This is a genomic window from Variovorax sp. 01T432, from assembly GCF_056398605.1.
On the sequence record NZ_JBFTPS010000013.1, the window covers coordinates 1 to 20,628 of the forward strand.

The following is a 20,628-nucleotide window of genomic DNA, read 5'->3' on the forward strand; positions in this document are numbered from 1 at the left end:
ATCTACGGCATGCCGATCCTGGAGGCCTACAAGGCCAAGACGGTGATCGTGAACAAGCGCTCGATGGCCGCGGGCTACGCGGGGCTGGACAACGAGCTGTTCTACATGGACAAGACCATGATGGTCTTCGGCGATGCCAAGAAGGTGGTCGAGGACATGGCCAAGGCGATCGAGTAAGCAAAAGACAGGAGAAATGCAATGAACGAATTGTTGGCAAGGGTCTTGGATGCCCACGGCGGCCTCGACCGCTGGAACCGCTACAGCAAGGCCGAGGCGACGATCGTCACCGACGGCGCGCTGTGGGGCATGAAGGGCCTGAAGCAGGACCAGGATCCGCGCCTGATGACCGTTTCGCTGCACGAGGAGCGTGCCTCGGTCGCGCCTTTCGGCAACCCCGACTGGCACACCGAATTCACGCCCGGCCGCATCGCGATCCTGAAGAGCGACGGCACCCTCGTGTCCGAGCGCCTGGAGCCCCGCGCATCCTTCGCCGGCCACGAGAAGCTGACGCCCTGGGACCCGCTGCACCGGGCCTATTTCAACGGCTACGCGATGTGGACCTACCTGTGCACGCCTTTTCTGCTCGCGATGCAGGGCGTGGACGTGCAGGAGATCGAGCCCTGGATGGAAGGGGGCGAGACCTGGCGAGTGCTACGCGCCCGCTTCCCGGATGCGATCGCCACCCACAGCCCGGTCCAGGATTTCTTCTTCGGCGCCGACCTGCTCCTGCGGCGCCATGACTACAAGGTCGACGTGGCGGGCGGCTTCGACGCGGCGCAACTGATGCACGACTACATCGAGGCCGACGGCATTCGCCTGCCGGGCAAGCGCCGCGCCTATATGAGGGGGCCGGACCGTCGGCCCCAGGATCCGCTGATGGTTTCCATCGACATCGGCAACGCCCGGTTCTCCTGACGCGCGACGGGGAAGCGCGCGGGCCATTCTTGCGTGGCCTACCTCTTTTGGAGGAGATCGAGGGGCTAGTAACCATGTGTTTCGGTAGGCACAATGTATTACATGAAAAGCCTCACTCGAACCACTCTTCCGAGATCCGTCACCGGCCTGCTCGGCCTTGTGCGAGCTGGCTTGGCGGCCGCTGAAAAGTCGCCGACCCGCGTTCTGGCAGTCTCCTGGCCTCCGCCACCCGCGCCCTTGAATGCCACCCAGCTCCTGGAAGTGGCGCGGCAGTGGCGCGCGAGGGCCGGAGAGGGCGACCCAGGCGCCGACTCGGTCGCCCAGGCGCTGGAAACGGTGGCCAGCGCGCGCCGCGCCCGGTGAGGTCATGCGCTCGCCCGTTGGCGGGGTGCCCGCCTGCGGCCTGATGTCGTTGCTTTGCGCGGCGGCTTCCCTAATCATGGGAGCATGAACCTCTCCTTCGACGCCATCATCATCGGTGCCGGCCAGGCCGGCCCCTCCCTCGCAGGGCGACTCACCACGGCCGGCATGAAAGTGGCCATGGTCGAGCGCAAGCTCTTCGGCGGCACCTGCGTGAACACCGGCTGCATCCCGACCAAGGCCCTGGTGGCCAGCGCGCATGCGGCCCACCTCGCGCGCCGCGCCAGCGACTTCGGCGTGACCATCGGCGGCCCCGTGGGCGTCGATATGCCCGCCGTCAAGGCCCGCAAGGACAAGGTGTCGGGCGACTCGCGCCGAAGCGTCGAATCCTGGCTCCGGCGGATGCAGGGCTGCACCGTGTTCGAGGGCCATGCGCGCTTCGTCTCGGCGACCGAGGTGAGCGTGGGCGACGACCTCCTCCAGGCGCCGCGCATCTTCATCAACGTCGGCGGGCGCGCTCTCGTGCCGCCGCTCCCGGGCGTGGACGAGGTGCCGTGCCTGACCAACACCTCCATCCTGGAACTGGACCAGGTGCCGCGCCACCTCGCGGTGATCGGCGGCAGCTATATCGGCCTGGAGTTCGCCCAGATGTACCGCCGCTTCGGCGCGGAAGTGACGGTCATCGAGAAAGGGCCGCGCCTGGTCGCGCGCGAGGACGAGGAGGTCTCGGGCGCCATCCGGGACATTTTCGAGGGCGAAGGCGTCGTGGTGCGCCTGGATGCCGAGTGCATCCGCTTCCAGCCCGCCGCCGACGGTATCCAGGTCGGCGTGGACTGCCTGGCCGGGGCGCCCGAGGTGATGGCGTCCCACGTGCTGCTTGCCGTCGGCCGCCGGCCCAACACCGACGACCTCGGTCTGGACCAGGCGGGCATCGAGCTGGACCCGCACGGCTACATTCCAGTCGACGAGCAGCTCCAGACCCGCACGCCCGGCATCTGGGCGCTGGGCGATTGCAACGGGCGCGGCGCCTTCACGCACACGGCCTACAACGACTTCGAGATCGTCGCGGCCAACCTGCTGGACAACGACAAGCGCCGCGTGAGCGACCGGATCCCGGTCTACGCCTTGTTCATCGATCCGCCGCTCGGCCGGGTCGGGTTGACGGAGGCGCAGGCGCGCGCGACGGGCAAGGCGGTGCGAGTCGGCCAGCGGCCCATGACACGGGTCGGGCGGGCGGTCGAGAAGGGCGAGACCGCGGGCTTCATGAAGGTGGTGGTCGACGCCGAGAGCGAAGCCATCCTCGGCGCCGCGATCCTGGGCGTCGGCGGCGACGAAGCCGTCCACTGCCTCATCGACACCATGTCCTGCGGCGGGACCGGCGACGCGCTGCGGCGAACCATGCACATCCACCCGACGGTCTCGGAACTGATCCCGACCATCCTGGGCGAACTCAAGCCCTGAAGGCACGCGGCCGCGCCGCCGCGCGCCTTGCGTTGATCTGCCTCAAGACGAGGCGAAAGAAAAAAGAGGACGCTGCGTACTTGGACTTGAACTTGGACGAGACGCAAGATGACACCCGCGAGCCTGAAGATCATCCGCCATGAACATCGGGCGCTATCGGCGATGCTGCGCGCCATCATCCTGCTGCTCGACAAGCAGCAGCGGCGCGGCATGCTGCCCGACTTTCATGCGCTCCAGGCCATGCTGTTCTACGTCGACGAGTTTCCCGAAAAGCTCCACCATCCCAAGGAAAGCGGCTTGCTGTTCCCGAAACTTCGAGGGCGCGACGCCCATATCGATGCCGTGCTCGACCGGCTCGATCTGGAACACGCGCTCGGCGAGCAGTCGATTCGCGATGTGCAGCACGCGCTCCTCGGCTTCCAGGTGATGAGCGGCTCCAGCCAGCAGGAGGCGCGGCGGGACACCTTCACCCGGGCGATGACCCACTATGTCAGCTCCTACATCGAGCACATGATGCTGGAGGAAACCGAGGTGCTGCCGTTCGCCCAGGCCGTGCTGCACCCCGAAGACTGGGCTGAGCTCGATGCCGCATTCCTGATGAACCGCGATCCGCTCGCGGGCTATGAAGCGGACGAGATCTACCTGCCGCTGTTCACCCGGATCCTCGGCACCCTGGAGACATCCGGTGGAATCGACTCCGCGCTCGAGGCGTTGGCCGGCGCCACGCGTCCGAAGTTCGCGCCGCATCGCTGATCACGAAAAGGCCAGAGGCTCCCCGTTCAGGTCATAGGCCGCATAGCGGCCGATGCTGCCCTGGCGCACGGCCTCGACCATGACATTCATGGCCTGCTCGGTCTCCGATTCGGTGGGCGCCGTCTGGCCGCGGCCGGACAGGCCGACAACGAAGACCACATGCCATGCCGAGCCGTTCTCCCGGGATTCGGCCACCAGCGCCGCGAAATCCTTGAGTGCGTGCGGTTCCTTGTCCACGCACATGATGGGCTCGAGTTCGCCGCCTTCGCCCGCATCGAAGCGCGCCTGCTGTTCCGGGCTCGCATCGGCCGGCAGCGTGGCCGCCGCGAAGACGAAGAGAAGGCGCTGGGGCTCCGGCTGCGACCTCGCGGCCTGGAGCAGGAGCTGGAAGTGGGATTCGTTCATGGGAGTTTCCATCGGCGGCTACTGGACCAGCGGGGTTTCGGCCGCTTCGAGGTCCACGCCTTCGAGCTCGGCGGCGCCCGCGAGCAGTTGCAGGTACTGCCGCATCGCGGCGACGAAGGCCTGCTGGCGCAGGGCCAGTCCGACCGCCCCGCGCACCGCCTCGAAGGGCTGCTGCACGCCGGCCTCACGCTCCATGACCTCGACCACGTGCAGGCCGAAGCGGCTGTGCACGAGTCGCGGCAGCACGCCGACTTCGGCGCGGCCGAACAGTTCGCGCGCGAATTCCGGCGCGCAATCGGCGCTTTGCAGCCAGCCGAGCTCGCCGCCGGCGGCGCCGCTCGGGCAGTTCGAGAGGGCGGCGGCCTGCGCCGCGAAGGTCGGCGACGCGCTGCCGTCGAAGCATCGCACCTCCAGCATCGCCATCTCGACGCGCTTGCGCAGTGCCACCACGTCCACGCCGGGCGTCACCGCGAACAGGATGTGCCTCACGCGCACCCGCTCGCCGCTGCGATAGGCCGCTTCGTGCGCGGCGTAGTAGCGCCGGCACGCCTCTTCGGACGGATCGGGCAGCGGAAGCGAGCGCTCGAGCAGTGCCTCGATGGCGGCGGTGGCGGCTTCGCTGGTCGCGCTGTCGCCCAATGCCACGTCGGCCGCGTCGAGCAGGCCGGCGGCCTGCGCCGCCTGGCGCAGCAGCTCGGTGCAGGCGCGCTGGCGCAGTTCCTCCGGTGCCAGGGTCTCCAGAGGCGTGTGCAGCGCCACGCCGTTGATGCGCGCGACGGGCGGTAGCTGCGCGGCAGTGCCGGGATCGATGTTTTCGACATGCATGTTCATGCTCCTCAATCGGCGGTGCCGCGCCGGCGGGGTTGGTTCTGCCCGACCGGCACATTCAGGCGCCGGCCGCGCACGATCTGGTGGGGACGAAAGAGAAAGCCGATCGTTCCGAACCCGCTCCACACATGAACCAGCCGGCTGAAGGGAAACAGAAGGAAGATCGTCATGCCCAGCACGAGATGGAAGCGGTACGGCAAGGGCAACCCGGCCAGCACCTCGGCATCGACCGAGCGCAATGTCAGGATGCGCTGCGCCCAGTCCGCGAGGACCAGCATGACGCTGCCGTCCGAATGCGCCCACGAGAACGGCAGGGTGATCAGCCCCACCACCAGCTGCACCCACAGGATCGCGAGGATGGCGAGGTCGGTGCGATGACTGGTGTAGCGGATCCTCGGATCGAAGACACGCCGATAGATCAGCATCGTCAGGCCGATGAAGCACAGCACGCCGAAGATGCCGCCCGACCAGATGGCGATCATCTGCTTGACCGGCGCCTCCAGGAAGTGGCTGTAGAAGGCGTGCGGCGTCAGCAGTCCCAGGAGGTGCCCGAAGAAGAGAAACAGGACGCCGATGTGGAACAGGTTGCTGCCCCAGCGCAGCAGGCCGCTGCGAAGCAGTTGCGAGGAATCGCTCTTCCACGTGTACTGGTCGCGGTCGAAGCGGATCAGGCTGCCCAGCAGGAAGACCGTGAGGCAGATGTACGGATAGACACCGAAGAGAAAACCGTGCAGCGTGCTCATGGCCGTGCTCCTTCGACAGGGCGGTCCTTGCGGACGATGTGGATCGGTTGCGGCTGGTCGGGTCGGGCCTGGCCCTTCACCGAGCAGCCGTCGAAGACGACCGGCTCTTCCCAGACGGCGTCGATGGGCTCTTCGGCCGCGATCGTCACCGCCTGCGCCTTCTCGCCGGCCAGCTCCAGCAGCGCGCCGAGCACGCTGGCGTAGGCGCTGTGGCGCTGCTGCAGCGCGGCGAAGATGGCGTTGAAGATATGCGCGATCTCGGCGAGGAACTCGCGCGCCTCGCGCGGCGGTTGCGTGGAGGCGAACTCGAGCACGACCGGCAGGAAGTCCGGCAGATCGTCCTCGCCCACGAAGAGGCCCGCCTTCTCGTAGGTCTGCGCCAGGTCGATCATCGCCGGCCCGCGGTCGCGCGAATCACCATGCACATGCTCGAACAGGTGCAAGGATGTGGCGCGGCCGCGGTCGAAGATCTCGACATAGTCGGCCTCGCTGTCGAGCGGCGCCGCATGCGCGAGCGCATCGAGCAAGGCGTCGAGTTCGAGCAGCCTGGACGGCGACAACGCACGCTCGGCGTGCAACGCTTCACGCAGCGCCGCGAGGTTCAGGCGCAGTTCGGCATCGGGATAGCCGAGCAGCCGCGCCAGGGCGCGCAGGCTTCTCGATGCCATGGGAGGGTTGTTGAAGAATGCCATGGCTCAGACCTCCGCCTTGATGGGAATCGTGCGCTTGCGGTTGCCGCCGAACAGGCTGACATCGCTCGATCCGTCCGAGCAGCCGTTGCCGAAGCTGAAGCCGCAGCCGCCGCGCATGTCGAAGGTGTTCTCCGCGTACTCGCGGTGGCTGCTCGGAATCACGAAGCGGTCTTCGTAGTTCGCGATYGCCATCACGTGGTACATGTCCTCGACCTCGGCCTGAGTGATGCCGACCTGCTCCAGCGCGCCGACGTTGATGCGCCCGTCGACATGCTTTTCGCGCTGGTAGGCGCGCATCGCCAGCATGCGTTCGAGCGCGCGCACCACGGGCACCGTGTCGCCGGCGGTCAGCAGGTTGGCCAGGTACTTGACCGGGATGCGCAGCTGGTTGACGTCCGGGATCTGGCCGTTGGTACCCACATGCCCGGCGTTCGCCGCGGCGGTGATGGGCGACAGCGGCGGCACATACCAGACCATCGGCAGGGTGCGGTATTCCGGGTGCAACGGAAGCGCGACCTTCCACTCGACCGCCATCTTGTAGACCGGGCTCTTGCGCGCGGCCTCCATCCACGCATCCGGGATGTTGTCGATGCGCGCCTGCGCGATGACCGCCGGGTCGTTGGGGTCGAGGAAGATGTCCAGCTGCGCCTGGTACAGGTCGCGGTCGTGCTCGACGCTCGCCGCCTCCTGGATCCGGTCGGCGTCATACAGCAGCACGCCCAGGTAGCGGATGCGCCCGACACAGGTCTCGCTGCACACGGTAGGCTGGCCGGCCTCGATGCGCGGGTAGCAGAAGGTGCACTTCTCGGCCTTGCCGCTCTTCCAGTTGTAGTAGATCTTCTTGTAGGGGCAGCCGGAGACGCACATCCGCCAGCCGCGGCACTTGTCCTGGTCGATCAGGACGATGCCGTCTTCCTCGCGCTTGTAGATGGAGCCCGACGGGCAGCTCGCCACGCATGCCGGGTTCAGGCAGTGCTCGCACAGGCGCGGCAGGTACATCATGAAGGTGTTCTCGAACTCGCCGTAGATATCCTTCTGGATGTCGTCGAAGTTCTTGTCCTTGCTGCGCTTGCTGAACTCTCCGCCGAGGATCTCCTCCCAGTTCGGGCCCCATTCGATCTTCTCCATGCGCTGGCCCGTGATCAGGCTGCGCGGCCGCGCGGTCGGCGTCGCCTTCATCTCGGGTGCCGACTGCAGATGGTCGTAGTCGAAGGTGAAGGGCTCGTAGTAGTCGTCGATCTGCGGCATGTTCGGGTTCGCGAAGATGCGCATCAGCAGCCTCCACTTCGCGCCCTGGCGCGGCTCGATCCTGCCGCTGGCCTTGCGCACCCAGCCGCCGTTCCACTTGTCCTGGTTCTCCCACTCCTTCGGGTAGCCGATGCCCGGTTTGGTCTCCACGTTGTTGAACCAGGCGTACTCCGTGCCCGGGCGGCTGGTCCAGACGTTCTTGCAGGTGACCGAGCAGGTGTGGCAGCCGATGCACTTGTCGAGGTTGAGCACCATGCCGATTTGCGCGCGTATCTTCATGCAGCTTCTCCCAGTTGTTGCACCGCCTCGGCCCGCTCGTCGCCGCGCGGCGTATCGAGCCAGTCGACCTTGTCCATCTTGCGAACGACGACGAACTCGTCGCGATTGGTGCCGATCGTTCCGTAATAGTTGAAGCCGTAGGACAGCTGCGCGTAGCCGCCGATCATGTGCGTGGGCTTGAGCACGATGCGGGTGACCGAGTTGTGGATACCGCCGCGCTGGCCCGTGATTTCCGAGCCGGGCGTGTTCACGATCTTTTCCTGCGCGTGATACATCATCACCATGCCCGGCTTGACCCGCTGGCTGACGACCGCCCGCGCCGCGATCGCGCCGTTGACGTTGTAGAGCTCGATCCAGTCGTTGTCCTCGACGCCGATCAGTTTGGCGTCGTCCTCGCTGAGCCAGACGATCGGGCCGCCGCGGCTCAGGGTGAGCATCAGCAGGTTGTCGGTGTAGGTCGAGTGGATGCCCCACTTCTGGTGCGGCGTGATGAAGTTGAGAAGGATCTCCGCGTTGCCGTTGGTGCGAATGCCGTGCACGCCGGCCGTGGCCTTCAGGTTCACCGGCGGGCGGTAGCTCGCCAGCCCTTCGCCGAAGGCCAGCATCCACGGGTGATCCTGGTAGAACTGCTGGCGCCCGGTCAGGGTGCGCCATGGAATCAGCTCGTGGACGTTGGTGTAGCCGGCGTTGTACGAGACCGTCTCCGATTCGATGCCGCTCCAGGTCGGCGAGCTGATGATCTTCCTCGGCTGCGCCTGGATATCGCGAAAGCGGATCTTCTCGTCTTCGCGGTGCATGGCCAGGTGCGTATGCTCGCGCCCGGTCTGCTTCGACAACGCGGCCCAGGCCTTGACCGCGACATGGCCGTTGGTCTCCGGCGCGAGCTGCAGCACCATCTCGCAGGCATCGATGTCGCTGTCGATCCTGGGCATGCCGCAGGTCACGCCTTCTTCCTTCACCAGGCCGTTCAATTCCCCGAGCTGGCGCACTTCCGTCTGGGTGTTCCAGGCGATGCCCTTGCCGCCATTGCCGATCTTGTTCAGCAGCGGCCCCACGGCCGTGAAGCGCTTGTAGACATTCGGATAATCGCGCTCGACGACCACCAGGTTCGGTGCCGTCTTGCCGGGTACCAGCTCGCACTCGCCGCGCTTCCAGTCCTTCACCTCGAAGGGCTGAGCCAGCTCGCCGGGCGAGTCGTGCATCAGGGGCGTGAGCACCATCTCGCTTTCGACGCCGAGATGACCCACGCAGATCTCGCTGAACTTCCGGGCGAAGCCCTTGTAGATCTCCCAGTCGCTCTTCGATTGCCACACCGGGTCCACCGCGGTCGACAGCGGATGGATGAACGGGTGCATGTCGCTGGTGTTCAGGTCGTTCTTCTCGTACCAGGTCGCCGTCGGGAGAACGATGTCCGAGTAGAGGCAGGTCGTGCTCATGCGGAAGTCGAGCGTGACCAGCAGGTCGAGCTTGCCTTCGGGCGCCGTGTCGTGCCAGACGACCTCGGTGGGCTTGGCCTCTTCGCGGCCGAGATCCTTGCCTTGCACTCCGTTGCTCGTCCCCAGCAGGTGCTTGAGGAAGTACTCGTGGCCCTTGCCCGAGGAACCGATGATGTTGGAGCGCCAGACGAACATGTTGCGCGGCCAGTTGTCCGGATGATCGGGGTCTTCGCAGCTCAGGCGCAGCGAGCCTTCGCGCAGCGACTTGACGACGTAGTCCTTCGCGTCCATCCCGGCCGCCTGGGCGTCGCGCACCACCTGCATCGGATTCGTCTGCAGTTGCGGCGCCGAGGGCAACCAGCCCATGCGCTCGGCGCGTACGTTGTAGTCGATCATGCTGCCGCCGTAGAGCGACTTGTCCGCCAGCGGCGACAGCACCTCGTCGACGCCGAGCTTCTCGTAGCGCCACTGGTCCGTGTGGGCATAGAAGAAGCTGGTCGAGTTCATCTGCCTGGGCGGGCGAATCCAGTCGAGCGCGAAGGCGAGGGGGGTCCAGCCCGTCTGCGGACGCAGCTTCTCCTGGCCGACGTAGTGGGCCCAGCCGCCGCCGCTCTTGCCGATGCAGCCGCACATCATCAGCATGTTGATGACGCCGCGGTAGTTCATGTCGCTGTGGTACCAGTGGTTCATGCCGGCGCCGATGATCACCATCGAGCGGCCCTGCGTCTTTTCCGCGTTCTCGGCGAACTGGCGCGCGACGCTGATCACCTGCTCGCGCGGCACCCCCGTGATCTGCTCCTGCCAGGCGGGCGTGTAGGGCGTGTTGTCGTCGAAATCGGCGGCGGCGAATTCGCCGGGCAGGCCGCGCGGAATGCCGTACTGGGCCGCCTGCAGATCGAACACCGTCGCCACCAGCGCCGTGCGCTCTTCGCCGGCCTTGCCGAGGGAAATGCGTTGCACGGGCACCGTGCGCACCAGCACGTCGTCCTGCGGGTTGTTGGCGAAGTGTTCATGGTGGACGCCGCCGAAGTAGGGGAAGCCGACCTTCGCGCTCTCTTCGCCGGGTTGCTCGCCTTCGAGCACGGACAGCTTGAGCGTGACCTCGTTGCCGTTGCGCGCCTCGCGGGACTCGAGGTTCCACTGCCCGGCGTCGGCGCGGCCGTCCGGGCCCCAGCGAAAGCCGATCGCCCCGTGCGGCAGCACGACCTTGCCCTGCGCATCGAATGCGACCGTCTTCCACTCCGGGTTGTTGGCCTGGCCAAGCTTGCCGTTGAAGTCGGAGGCGCGCACGTAGCGGTCGGGCACCATCACGGTCTCGCCGTTGGCCAGCTGGTGCTCCTTCAGCATCACCAGCATCGGCAGGTCGGTGTAGCGGCGCGCATAGTCGTCGAAGTAGGCGCAGCGCGGCTGGCCATTGCCGCCGAAGTAGAAGTCCTTCAGGATCACATGGCCCATCGCCATCGCCACCGCGGCGTCCGTGCCTTGCTTCGGGTGCAGCCACAGGTCGGAGAGCTTCGCGACCTCGGAATAGTCCGGCGTGATGGCCACCGTCTTGGTGCCCTTGTAGCGGACTTCGGTGAAGAAGTGCGCGTCCGGCGTGCGCGTCTGCGGCACGTTGGAACCCCAGGCGATGATGAAGCTCGAGTTGTACCAGTCGGCGGACTCGGGCACGTCCGTCTGCTCGCCCCAGACCTGCGGGCTGGCCGGCGGCAGGTCGCAGTACCAGTCGTAGAAGCTCATGCACACGCCGCCGATGAGGCTCAGGTAGCGGCTGCCGGCCGCATAGCTGACCATCGACATGGCCGGGATCGGCGAGAAGCCGATGATGCGGTCCGCGCCGTGCTTCTTGATGGTGTGGACATTGGCCGCCGCGATGATCTCGTTGACCTCCTCCCAGGTCGAGCGCACGAAGCCGCCGAGGCCGCGCACGCCCTGGTAGTCGCGCCGCGTGGCGTCGTCCTGGACGATGGCGGCCCAGGCCTCGACCGGGTCATGCGTGATGCGCGCGGCGCGCCAGTGCTTGAGCAGCCGCCCGCGCACCATGGGGTACTTGACGCGGTTGGCGCTGTAGAGATACCAGCTGTAGCTCGCGCCGCGCGAGCAGCCGCGCGGCTCGTGGTTGGGCATGTCCCAGCGCGTGCGCGGATAGTCGGTCTGCTGGGTTTCCCAGGTGACGATGCCGCCCTTGACGTAGATCTTCCAGGAGCATGACCCGGTGCAGTTCACGCCATGGGTCGAGCGGACGATCTTGTCATGCGCCCAGCGGTTGCGGTAGGCGTCTTCCCAGGTGCGGTCTTCGCCCGTGGTGACGCCGTGGTCTCCAGAGAAGCCTTCGCGGGGGTTCGAGAAGTGCTTGAGGCGGTCGAGGAAATGGCTCATTGGATGGGTCTCCGGAAAATAGAGGCGCTCAGGGGTTCTTCACGTAGGCGTTCGGGCGCAGGTAGAACCACCAGTTGAGAACGAGGCACAGGGCGTAGAACACCGCGAAGCCGTACATGGCGATCTCGGGCGAGCCGGCCTTGATCTGCGCGCCGATCACCACCGGCGCGATGAAGGCGCCGTAGGCGGCCACGGCCGAAGTCCAGCCGAGGACGGGGCCGGCCTGCTGGCGGTCGAAGATCACCCCGATGGTGCGGAAGGTCGAGCCGTTGCCGATGCCGCTGGCGGTGAACAGCACCACGAACAGCGCCATGAACAACAGGAAGTACTGCTCCGGCGCGGGCGACCCGTAGGCCAGCAGCATCACGTAGCCGACGGCGGCGGACGCCAGCACCATGATGGCCGAGATGATCTGCGTGACGATCGAGCCGCCGACGCGGTCGGAGATCCAGCCGCCGAGCGGGCGCACGAGAGCGCCGACGAAGGGCCCGATCCATGCGTAGGTCAGCGCGGAGGGCGCATTGGGGTTCTTCAATGTGTGCTGCATCACGCCCGCCGCATCGGGCACGTGGCTGATGCCGAAGATCACCGTGATCGCCAGCGGCAGGGCCATCGAGAAGCCGATGAAGGAGCCGAAGGTCACGATGTAGAGCAGCGTCAGGGCCCAGGTGTGCCGGTTGCGGAAGATCGCGAACTGGGCGGCGATGTTGTCGGCCATCGTTCCGAAGGCGGTGACTTTCATCATCAGCAGCGTGCCGGCGATGATCAGCGGCATCGCGATCCACATGTTCAGCACGCCGAGGCCGCTGGGCGCGGGCAGGTACAGGTACAGGCCGAAGCCCGCCGGCACGAAGGACAGCGTGTAGAGCCAGATGATCTTGAGGAAGGCGACGATCGCGCCGCCGGTATTGGGCGACACGGTCTTCAGGTTGTTCATGCCGAACCAGCACAGGGCCGACAGCGGCACCAGCGACAGCAGCCAGGCGAAGCCGGCGTTCTGGATCCAGGTCGGCGTGCCGGCCGGGATCTTTCCGAAGATCCAGCCGCTGTCCTTGACGAGCGTCATGGGCTCGCCGCCGAAGGCGCCGAACAGCCCGACCGTCATCACCAGCGGGATCACGATCTGCATGCTGGTCACGCCGAAGTTGCCGAGGCCCGCGTTGAGGCCGAGCGCGGTGCCCTGCAGCCGCTTCGGGAAGAAGCTGCTGATGTTCGACATCGAGCTGGCGAAGTTGCCGCCGCCGACGCCGGACCACAGCGCCATCAGCTGGAAGGCCCACAGCGGCCAGTCCTTGTGCTGCAGCACGATGCCCGTGCCGATGGCCGGGGCGAGCAGCATCGCGGTCGTCAGGAAGATCGTGTTGCGCCCGCCCGCGAGGCGGATCAGGAACGCGGCCGGGATGCGCATCGTGGCGCCGGCCAGGCCGGAGATCGCGGTGAGCGAGAACAGGTCGGCCTGGCTGAACGGGAAACCCAGGTTCAGCATCTGCACCGTGATGATTCCCCACATGCCCCAGACCGCGAAGCCGCACAGCAGGCAGGGCACCGAGATCCAGAGGTTGCGGTAGGCGATGCGCTTGCCGGTGGATTCCCAGAAGGCATCGTCTTCGGGGCGCCAGTCCTGGATGTCGGCGCCGCCCGGGCGGCGCGTGCCGGCGGCGGTGGGGAGGGTCGTGTTCATTGCGATTCCTGCGGGGAGAGAAAGGGGCTCAGCCCTTGAGGCTGAAGGGCTGGGCATGCTGGCCCATGACTTCGGTGCGTCGCACCTCGGTCCAGTACATCCAGATCAGGGAGACCCAGACCACGCCGTACATCAGCATGAAGGCGCTGGAGCGGATGCCGGTGAAGTCCATCAGGGCCCCGAACATGATGGGCAGCACGAAGCCGCCCAGCCCGCCGGCGAGCCCGACGATGCCGCTGACAGTGCCGATGTTCGAGGGGTAGTCGTCGGCGATGTACTTGAACACCGACGCCTTGCCGAATGCGAAGGCGATGCCGAGCAGGAACATCAGTCCGGTGAAGGCGTAGACGTTCAGTCCGAGATGGAAGCTCCGGGGGCCGCCCACCGTGGTCACCGTGAAGTCGGTCTGCGGGTAGCTCAGCAGGAACAGGCAGATCCAGCTCACCCACATGACCCACCACGTGACCGAGTGCGCGCCGTAGCGGTCGCTGAGCCATCCGCCGACCGCGCGCAGGACCCCGCCCGGCAACGAGAAGCACGCCGCCAGCAGCGCCGCGGTCCGGATGTCGAGGCCGAATTCGCCGATGTAGTACTGCACCATCCACAGGCTCAGCGCCACATAGCCGCCGAAAACGATGCTGTAGTACTGGCAGTACTTGATGACCTTCGGGTCCTTCAGGGCCCGCAGCTGGTCCGAGAAGCGGACATTGCTCGGCACCCGATGCGCCGGATCACTGGCGCTGAAGGCCCAGAAGAGCACCACCGCGCCCAACATGACGGCGGCGTACACCTGCGGCACCATGGTCCAGCCGAAGGCCACCACAAGCGCCGGGGCGATGAACTTGTTGACGGCGGCGCCCGAGTTCCCGGCGCCGTAGACTCCCATCGCGAAGCCTTGCCGGTTCCGGGGGAACCAGCGCGCCACGTAGGGCGTGCCGACCGAGAACGAGCCGCCCGCGAGTCCTACGAACAGGCCGATGAGCAGGAAGTGCCAGTACGCCGTGGCATAGCTCATCAGCCAGATGGCCGGCACGGTGCAGGCCATCAGCAAGGTCATCACGACGCGGCCGCCGTACTTGTCGGTCCAGATGCCCAGGGGCACGCGTACCAGCGAACCGGTCAGGATCGGCATGGCGGTCAGCAGGCCGAACTCGGTGGCGCTCAGGCCCAGCGTCTTGCGGATCGGAATGCCGATCACGCCGAACATCATCCACACCATGAAGCACACGGTGAAGGCCAGCGTGCTGACCATCAGCACCGCCAGGGCCTGGCTGTTCCTGCTCATCGCGAAATCCGGTCGTTGCACATGGACCGACTTTAGGAAACGCGGGCGCGCCGCAACATCCTCCAGTGTGAGAGCGGCAAGGCGGCACAGGAACGATGCGGCCGCCGGCCGGCATCGTCATGACGAACTAGGGGAGGGGGAAAGTGCCGCGCATTTGCGCTGGATCAACCCAGGCAATGCTCGACCGCGATAACGGCGGCATGCACGCGCGAACTCACGTCGAGCTTGCGCAGGATGTGCTGCACATGGATCTTCACGGTGGTTTCGGCGATGCCCAGGCAGCGCGCGATTTCCTTGTTGCCCTGGCCGCGGGCGATGCCGCGCAGGATTTCCTGCTCGCGCGGCGACAGCAAATGTACGGCATGAGGCGCCGAAGCCGGCTCCGCGGCTGCGGCGGCCGGCGGCGCGGCCGCGTGCCGGTAGGCGGCGACCAGCTTGCCCGTCATTTCCTCGGCCACCACGCTCTCGCCGCGCATCGCGCGACGGATCGCCGCGGAAAGGGCGTCGCCCTCGATGGTCTTGAGCAGGTAGCCGCAGGCGCCGCCGCGCAGCGCGCCGGCGAGGTCGTCGGTGTCTTCGCTAACCGTCAGCATCAGCACGCGCGCCTGGGGGGCGGCCTCGCGCAGGGCAGGCAGCGCATCGACGCCGCTGACGCCCGGCAGGTTGTTGTCGAGCAGGATCACGTCGGGCTGCAGCTCGCGGGCCCGGCGCTGGGCCTCGCCGGCGTCGCCCGCATCCCCGACGACCTCGAACTGGGCGTCGCGCTGCAGCAGCGCTGTGAGGCCGCGCCGGAACAGCGTGTGGTCATCGACGACCAGGATGCGGATCTTGGAGTCAGGCAGGATCATGGCAACTCAGGCCGCCATGGCGCGCAAGGGCGGCAAGGTCAATACCACGGAGGTGCCGTGGCCCAGCCTGGACATCACGTCCAGCTTCGCTCCCAATCGTTCCGCGCGCTCGGTCATGATGCGCACGCCGACGTGCGTCTCGTCCGGCGCTCCTTGCCCGCTCGGAAAGCCGAGGCCGTCGTCGCGGACCTCCAGCCGCCACTGAGGCTGCTGCTGGACGTCCAGCCACACCTCGCTGGCCCGCGCATGCTTGCGGACATTCGACAAGGCCTCCTGGACGATATGCAGCACCTGGATCTGCATGTCCGGGGCGAGGGGCATGCCCTGGCCCAGCATCTGCAGATTGACCTTCAGGCCGGTCTGGTGCTCGAACTTGCGCAGCGTGGTCAAGAGCGCCGGCTCGATGTCTTCCGCATTGGCGCGGGTGCGGAAGTGAATCAGCAGCTCCCGCACGTCGCCATAGCATTCGCGCACGCCGACGTCGATCTCGCCGAGCACGTGGCGGACCTGGCGCTCGTCGCCGCCCGTCATCGCGTCCCGCATCAACTGGACCTGGATCTTCAGGAAGGCGAGCGACTGGGCGATGGAGTCGTGCAGCTCGCGCGCGATGAAGCCGCGTTCCTGCGAGATCGCGGCCTCCAGACCCAGTGCGTTCAGCCTGAGATTCTCCATGGCACCCGCGAGATGCACTGTCAGGGAATCGAAGAGGGAACGCTCGGCCTCGGAAATGGCGATCTGGGCGTGAAAGAACAGGTCGACCTCACCCATCAGCCGGTCGTGCAGGCGAATCGGCACCGACACTACGGTCTCGAAGCCGGCTTGCGCGCAATGGCGCTGCCGCGCGGGCAGCATGCCGCGGATCGGAATCACGCGGGCGCCCGGCGCCGCCGTGGGCGCGCCGCAATGACAGTCGCCCGCCACGAGGCAGTGCTCGGCCTCGGTCATCGCTTGCGGCAGGCCGTGCGAGGCAAGCATGAGGTAGCGGCGGTTGGTCTCGTCCGACCAGCGCAGCGCCACGCCGTCGGCGCGGGCGATGCGCGCGATGCTCTTCGTGAAGCCCTGCGCCACTTCGTCGAGCGTCGTGGCCTTGGAGACGAGCATCGCGACTTCGTTGAGGCTTTCGAGGCGGGCGCGCTCTTCCTCCAGCTGCGCCGTCTTCTCCTGCACGCGGCTTTCGAGGTTGCGGTACATCGACTGCAACTGTCCCGCCATGCTGTTGAAGCCGTTGGCCAAGGTGCCGAATTCGTCCGTCGTGGTGCATTCCACCCGCGCGCCGAGATCGCCGGCCTGGATGCGATCGATCGCCTGCTTGAGCAGCCGCACCGGCTCGAGCACGAACCGGTATCCGGTATGGACCAGCAAGGCCGCGCCGACGACGGCCATCCCCATCATGACCATCTGCAGCAGATGCATGATCGCCGTCCATTGCGCAAGATGGGCCTCGATCGCCGCGACGAGGGCGTCGATGCGGGAGGCGAAAGCCGCGACGTCGGCCGCAAGACCGGTGGTGGAGCCGGGCGCCGATGGCTCCGCCAGATGGACGCGGAAACCCGCCCAGTGTTGCTCGACCTCGGCGAAGCGCTGGCGGACCTTGTCGTCCCACGGCACGAACAAGGGGCGCTCGGCGTCACCCGAACGCAGCAGCTGGAGACTGCGCTCGAAGTCCGCCAGCTGCTGCGGCAGGGCCTGCGTCTCGCCACTGCCCACCGAAAGGACCATGCGATACGCCTGCATCCGCATGCGACCCGCCTCGTTGATGGCCGCGGCGCCGCCTTCGAGCTGCAATGACATCCAGACCAGGGCGCCGATGGAACACATCGCCACGAAGAGGAAGGGCGCGGCCACCAAGCCCAGCTTGGCTCCGAGTGTCCAATGCCGCGTTGTGTTCATGCGGCGAATGTACTGTGAAGCACGCCAGCCCGGACCGCGAATGCGTCGGGCATCAATCGATCCACTGGATACGCGGCGAATGGCGCGGCACGGCGGGCATGGCGCGGGAGGGATGCCCCACGATGATCGGCGCGACAGGCTCCAGGCCATCCGGGAGCTGAATGGCATGCCTGCCTTCGTCCGTCCCGAGCCAGCGTTGCGCGAAGCCGATCCAGCAGGATCCCAGGCCCTGGGCATGTGCTGCGAGCATGAGGTTTTCAGCCGCCAGGGAGGCATTCTCGACGGCCCAGTTACCGGCTTTGGCAGAAATCACGATCAGCGCCGGCGCATGGTAGAAGACGTGAAAGTCGGGGTCCTCCAGATTCTCCTGAAGACGCCTCGGAATCGATCCGCTCTCCATGAGCTTCAACATGTTGACCTTGGACGCCGCCGAAATCCGGTCGAGCAGGGGGGCGTTCTGAATGACAGAGAAGACCCATGACTGTTCATTCACGGCGCTCGGCGCCTGGATCGCGGCGTCGATCAGCCCTTCCAGGACCGGCCTGGCCAACGGCTCCCGCGTGAACGCGCGCGTGGCGCGGCGCCCGCGAATGGCCTCCATCAGTTCCATGGTGTTGCTCCTTGCAATGCGGTCGAAATTAGCATGCGCCCCGGCCTTCGCCTTGATCTGGCGCAAGCCAATCCCGGATCCCTCGCGGCATTCCCAATGACGCATCGCCGCATCGGTCCTCTGGGCGTTTGCGGACGGGCGGCGGCCGTCTACGCTCTTCGACGTGATCCAGCGCGCCGTCCTCGCCCTGATTGCCGCCGGCGCGTTCGGCGGGGCCGCGTCGGCGCAGGAGCCGCCGCCACGCAGCGCGGCGCCGGTGATCCGCCAGAGTCGCTTCGACGAAGACTGGCGGGCGATGTGCAACCCCTCGATGCGCGTCGACCCCCTGGACTCCGCCAAGTGCATCCAGCTCGGCGATGGAGGTCCGATGCTGAGCTTCGGGGGCGAACTGCGCGAACGCTTCGAATGGGTTCGAAACCCTGCCTTCGGTTTCGGCGGCGTGGGTGAGGACAGTGTGTCGCTGCACAGGTTGCTGCTCCACGTCGACATCCGATGGGATCAGGCCCGTGTCTTCGTGCAGGTCGGCAACCACCTCGCGACCCGGCGCGATTTCGGCCGCCAGCAGACGGATGTGGACAGGATGGATCTGCAGCAAGGCTTTCTCGACCTTTCGGCGGATCTCGGCGTGCATGAGCGTGGCACGCTTCGCCTGGGCCGGCAGGAGATCAGTTTCGGGTCCGGGAGACTGGTGTCCGCGCGCGAGGGGCCGAATGTCCGCCGCAGTTTCGACGGCGCACGCGGATTCATCGTGGCCGACGACTATCGTGTCGACGCCTTCGCCGTGCGGCCTGTGCGCCTGGAGACCGGCAACTTCGACGATTCGAGCGATCGCAGCACCGCATTCTGGGGCGTCTACGCATCGGGGCTGAAGGTGGCGGGTCCGGATCGGCGGCTCGACCTCTACTACCTCGGCTATCGCCGCGACAAGGGCGCCTTCGCGCAAGGCGTCGCCACCGAGCTTCGCCACTCGCTCGGCGCGCGGCTGTTCGGAAAGAAGTCCGGCTTCGACTGGGATCTCGAGGCGGTCTATCAGTTCGGCAAGTTCGGCGATGCGGACATTCGCGCATGGACGATCGCCACCGACACCGGATACGCGATCGAGCGCGCGGCATGGCGGCCGAGAATCGGCCTCAAGGCCGATGTTGCCAGCGGAGACCGGAACCCGAAGGATGGAAGGCTCAACACCTTCAATGCGCTGTTCCCCAGGCTGCCGTACTTCACCGAGGCCGACCTGGTGGCACCGGCCAACATCATCGACCTGCAGCCGAATGTCAGCTTCCGGCCGCACCCGGCGGTCGAAGTCGACGTGGGCTGGGACGTGCTGTGGCGGCAGAGCAGGGCGGATGCCTTCTACGCCGCTCCCATGACCCCGATGGCCGGCACGGCGGGAGGCGGCCGCTTCCTGGGTCACCAGGCGAGCTTCGGCGTCACCTGGCAGGCCACGCCGAGACTGAGCTTCAACACGACCTTCGTGCGCTTCCGGGCCAGTGACAGCCTGGCCCGGGCCGGCGGCCGCGACGGCGACTTCCTGATGGTCTCCGGCGCGTACAAGTTCTAGTCGCCGGCGGGGCCGGGTGCGCCTTCGGTGCGAGCCTGTTTCCTGCCATTCGCGGGATGTGACGACACCCGTCGGCGCCTAAGCTCGAAGAGCGAAAGCCGTGGGCGAAGAAGACTGCCCGATCTTGCGGGACCGCCTCTCGCATCGCGCGCGGCACGCCCCTCTCGCGGCTTGTCCGCCAGCCGCATCCGCAACACATGTGCAAGGAGAATCTCATGGCTCAAGTACCCGCTCGTTCGAAGCGCAGCGAAAAGGGATTGCTGACCCCGGACAACTGCGTCGTCACGCTGATCGACCTGCAGCCCCAGATGCTGTTCGGTGTCGGCAATTTCGATCGCCAGTCGGTCATCAGCAACAACGTGCTGCTCGCCAAGGCGGCGAAAGTGTTCGAGGTTCCGGTGATTCTCACGACCGTGGAGACGAAGACCTTCAGCGGCTTGATGTGGCCGCAAGTCCAGGCCGTCTACCCCGAGCAGAAGACGATCGAGCGCACGACGATGAACTCGTGGGATGACACGAACTTCGTCGCGGCTGTCGAGAAAGCCGGCCGCAGGAAGATCGTCCTGGCCGGCCTGTGGACCGAGACCTGCGTGGCGCTGGCCTCCGTGCAGGCCATGCATGACGGCTACGAGGTCTTCGTGGTCGAGGATTGCTGCGGCGACGTCAGCCAGTTGGCGCACGAGAACGCGATGCAGCGTGTCATCCAGGCCGGGGCGAAGCCGGTGACCGCGCTTTCCGTGATGCTCGAATGGCAGCGCGACTGGGCCCAGAAGGACACCTACGACGCGGTGATGGACATCGTGAAGACCCATTGCGGCGCGTACGGCATGGGCGTCGAGTACGCCTACACCATGGTCCACGGCGCCGCCCAGACCCGCTGGCCCGCCTACGTCATTCCATAGTCCGGCCGGCGCGCGGCACGCCCGGGCCGCGCATTCGTCCGGCCGCTGTCAGTGGTTCGCGCCGTAGTCGATGGGGAACCAGGCATAGCCGGCGCGCTCGGCGCGGATGTGCCCGATACCGGGGAAGGGCAGATGGGCGCCCGCCACCAGGTAGTGGCCCTGGGCGGCGTTGGCGTATTCCTTCGCGCGCTCGCGGATGGCCTCGGCTTCGTCGGCGTCGAACGCGATGGTCACCGCGGGCTCGGCGAACTGGACGGAGGCGATCTCCATGAGGTCCCCCCAGAGCATCAGCTTCTGGCCCCTCGACTCGATCGCATACATCGTGTGCCCCGGCGTGTGTCCCGGAGCCGGCACC

At 66.7% G+C, this 20,628-nt stretch carries 18 protein-coding genes; 6 read left to right on the forward strand and 12 right to left on the reverse strand.

Going from position 1 to position 20,628, the window contains the following annotated elements; genetic code table 11:
• The 4 genes from AC1DNF_RS12350 to AC1DNF_RS12365 all read left to right on the forward strand — a co-directional run.
• On the forward strand, nucleotides 1-177 hold a 177-nt coding region (locus AC1DNF_RS12350; RefSeq protein ID WP_478149011.1), incomplete at its 5' end, for an NAD(P)(+) transhydrogenase (Re/Si-specific) subunit beta.
• A 21-nt stretch (nucleotides 178-198) separates the two neighbouring features.
• Nucleotides 199-915 (forward strand): hypothetical protein, encoded by a 717-nt coding sequence (locus AC1DNF_RS12355; RefSeq protein ID WP_478148887.1) that lies wholly within the window; start codon nucleotides 199-201, stop codon nucleotides 913-915.
• Between the two features lie 447 nt (nucleotides 916-1,362).
• Entirely contained in the window at nucleotides 1,363-2,736 is a 1,374-nt protein-coding gene (locus AC1DNF_RS12360; RefSeq protein WP_478148888.1) for an FAD-containing oxidoreductase, read from the forward strand.
• A 108-nt stretch (nucleotides 2,737-2,844) separates the two neighbouring features.
• Nucleotides 2,845-3,489: a hemerythrin domain-containing protein gene (locus tag AC1DNF_RS12365; protein WP_478148889.1), complete on the forward strand. Its 645-nt coding sequence runs from the start codon at nucleotides 2,845-2,847 to the stop codon at nucleotides 3,487-3,489.
• On the opposite strand, the gene AC1DNF_RS12370 is transcribed toward AC1DNF_RS12365, so the two are convergent.
• The 11 genes from AC1DNF_RS12370 to AC1DNF_RS12420 form a co-directional block, all read right to left on the reverse strand.
• On the reverse strand, nucleotides 3,490-3,894 hold the full coding sequence (locus AC1DNF_RS12370) for a ribonucleotide reductase subunit alpha (RefSeq protein WP_478148890.1): 405 nt from the start codon (nucleotides 3,892-3,894) through the stop codon (nucleotides 3,490-3,492). It lies immediately after the preceding gene.
• A gap of 18 nt (nucleotides 3,895-3,912) precedes the next feature.
• Nucleotides 3,913-4,719 (reverse strand): peptidylprolyl isomerase, encoded by an 807-nt coding sequence (locus AC1DNF_RS12375; RefSeq protein ID WP_478148891.1) that lies wholly within the window; start codon nucleotides 4,717-4,719, stop codon nucleotides 3,913-3,915.
• 11 nt (nucleotides 4,720-4,730) lie between these two features.
• On the reverse strand, nucleotides 4,731-5,465 hold the full coding sequence (gene narI, locus AC1DNF_RS12380) for a respiratory nitrate reductase subunit gamma (RefSeq protein WP_478148892.1): 735 nt from the start codon (nucleotides 5,463-5,465) through the stop codon (nucleotides 4,731-4,733).
• The gene (gene narJ, locus AC1DNF_RS12385; protein ID WP_478148893.1) at nucleotides 5,462-6,157 is read right to left on the reverse strand and encodes a nitrate reductase molybdenum cofactor assembly chaperone; all 696 of its coding nucleotides are present in this window, start codon (nucleotides 6,155-6,157) and stop codon (nucleotides 5,462-5,464) included. The genes narI and narJ overlap by 4 nt, the downstream gene beginning before the upstream one ends.
• A 3-nt stretch (nucleotides 6,158-6,160) precedes the next feature.
• Nucleotides 6,161-7,684, reverse strand: a complete 1,524-nt coding sequence (gene narH, locus AC1DNF_RS12390; RefSeq protein WP_478148894.1) for a nitrate reductase subunit beta — start codon at nucleotides 7,682-7,684, stop codon at nucleotides 6,161-6,163.
• Nucleotides 7,681-11,499, reverse strand: coding sequence for a nitrate reductase subunit alpha (locus AC1DNF_RS12395; protein WP_478148895.1), 3,819 nt, complete (start codon nucleotides 11,497-11,499; stop codon nucleotides 7,681-7,683). The genes narH and AC1DNF_RS12395 overlap by 4 nt, the downstream gene beginning before the upstream one ends.
• 28 nt (nucleotides 11,500-11,527) lie before the next feature.
• Complete coding sequence (locus tag AC1DNF_RS12400; RefSeq protein ID WP_478148896.1) at nucleotides 11,528-13,180, reverse strand: MFS transporter; 1,653 nt, start codon at nucleotides 13,178-13,180, stop codon at nucleotides 11,528-11,530.
• A 28-nt stretch (nucleotides 13,181-13,208) separates the two neighbouring features.
• Nucleotides 13,209-14,465 (reverse strand): MFS transporter, encoded by a 1,257-nt coding sequence (locus tag AC1DNF_RS12405; RefSeq protein ID WP_478148897.1) that lies wholly within the window; start codon nucleotides 14,463-14,465, stop codon nucleotides 13,209-13,211.
• Nucleotides 14,466-14,629: 164 nt separating this feature from the next.
• Nucleotides 14,630-15,313, reverse strand: a complete 684-nt coding sequence (locus tag AC1DNF_RS12410) for a response regulator (protein ID WP_478148898.1) — start codon at nucleotides 15,311-15,313, stop codon at nucleotides 14,630-14,632.
• Between the two features lie 6 nt (nucleotides 15,314-15,319).
• Entirely contained in the window at nucleotides 15,320-17,203 is a 1,884-nt protein-coding gene (locus AC1DNF_RS12415; RefSeq protein ID WP_478148899.1) for a type IV pili methyl-accepting chemotaxis transducer N-terminal domain-containing protein, read from the reverse strand.
• Between the two features lie 52 nt (nucleotides 17,204-17,255).
• Nucleotides 17,256-17,813, reverse strand: coding sequence for a nitroreductase (locus AC1DNF_RS12420; protein ID WP_478148900.1), 558 nt, complete (start codon nucleotides 17,811-17,813; stop codon nucleotides 17,256-17,258).
• Between the two features lie 163 nt (nucleotides 17,814-17,976).
• Here AC1DNF_RS12420 and AC1DNF_RS12425 point away from each other — a divergent pair, with 163 nt between their 5' ends.
• The gene (locus AC1DNF_RS12425) at nucleotides 17,977-19,371 is read left to right on the forward strand and encodes an alginate export family protein (RefSeq protein ID WP_478148901.1); all 1,395 of its coding nucleotides are present in this window, start codon (nucleotides 17,977-17,979) and stop codon (nucleotides 19,369-19,371) included.
• 215 nt (nucleotides 19,372-19,586) lie between these two features.
• Nucleotides 19,587-20,273, forward strand: coding sequence for a hydrolase (locus AC1DNF_RS12430; RefSeq protein WP_478148902.1), 687 nt, complete (start codon nucleotides 19,587-19,589; stop codon nucleotides 20,271-20,273).
• Between the two features lie 48 nt (nucleotides 20,274-20,321).
• Here AC1DNF_RS12430 and AC1DNF_RS12435 read toward each other — a convergent pair whose 3' ends face one another.
• Nucleotides 20,322-20,594 carry a hypothetical protein gene (locus tag AC1DNF_RS12435; protein WP_478148903.1) on the reverse strand — a complete coding sequence of 91 codons (273 nt, stop codon included), beginning with the start codon at nucleotides 20,592-20,594 and terminating at the stop codon, nucleotides 20,322-20,324.
• Between the last annotated feature and the right edge of the window lie 34 nt (nucleotides 20,595-20,628).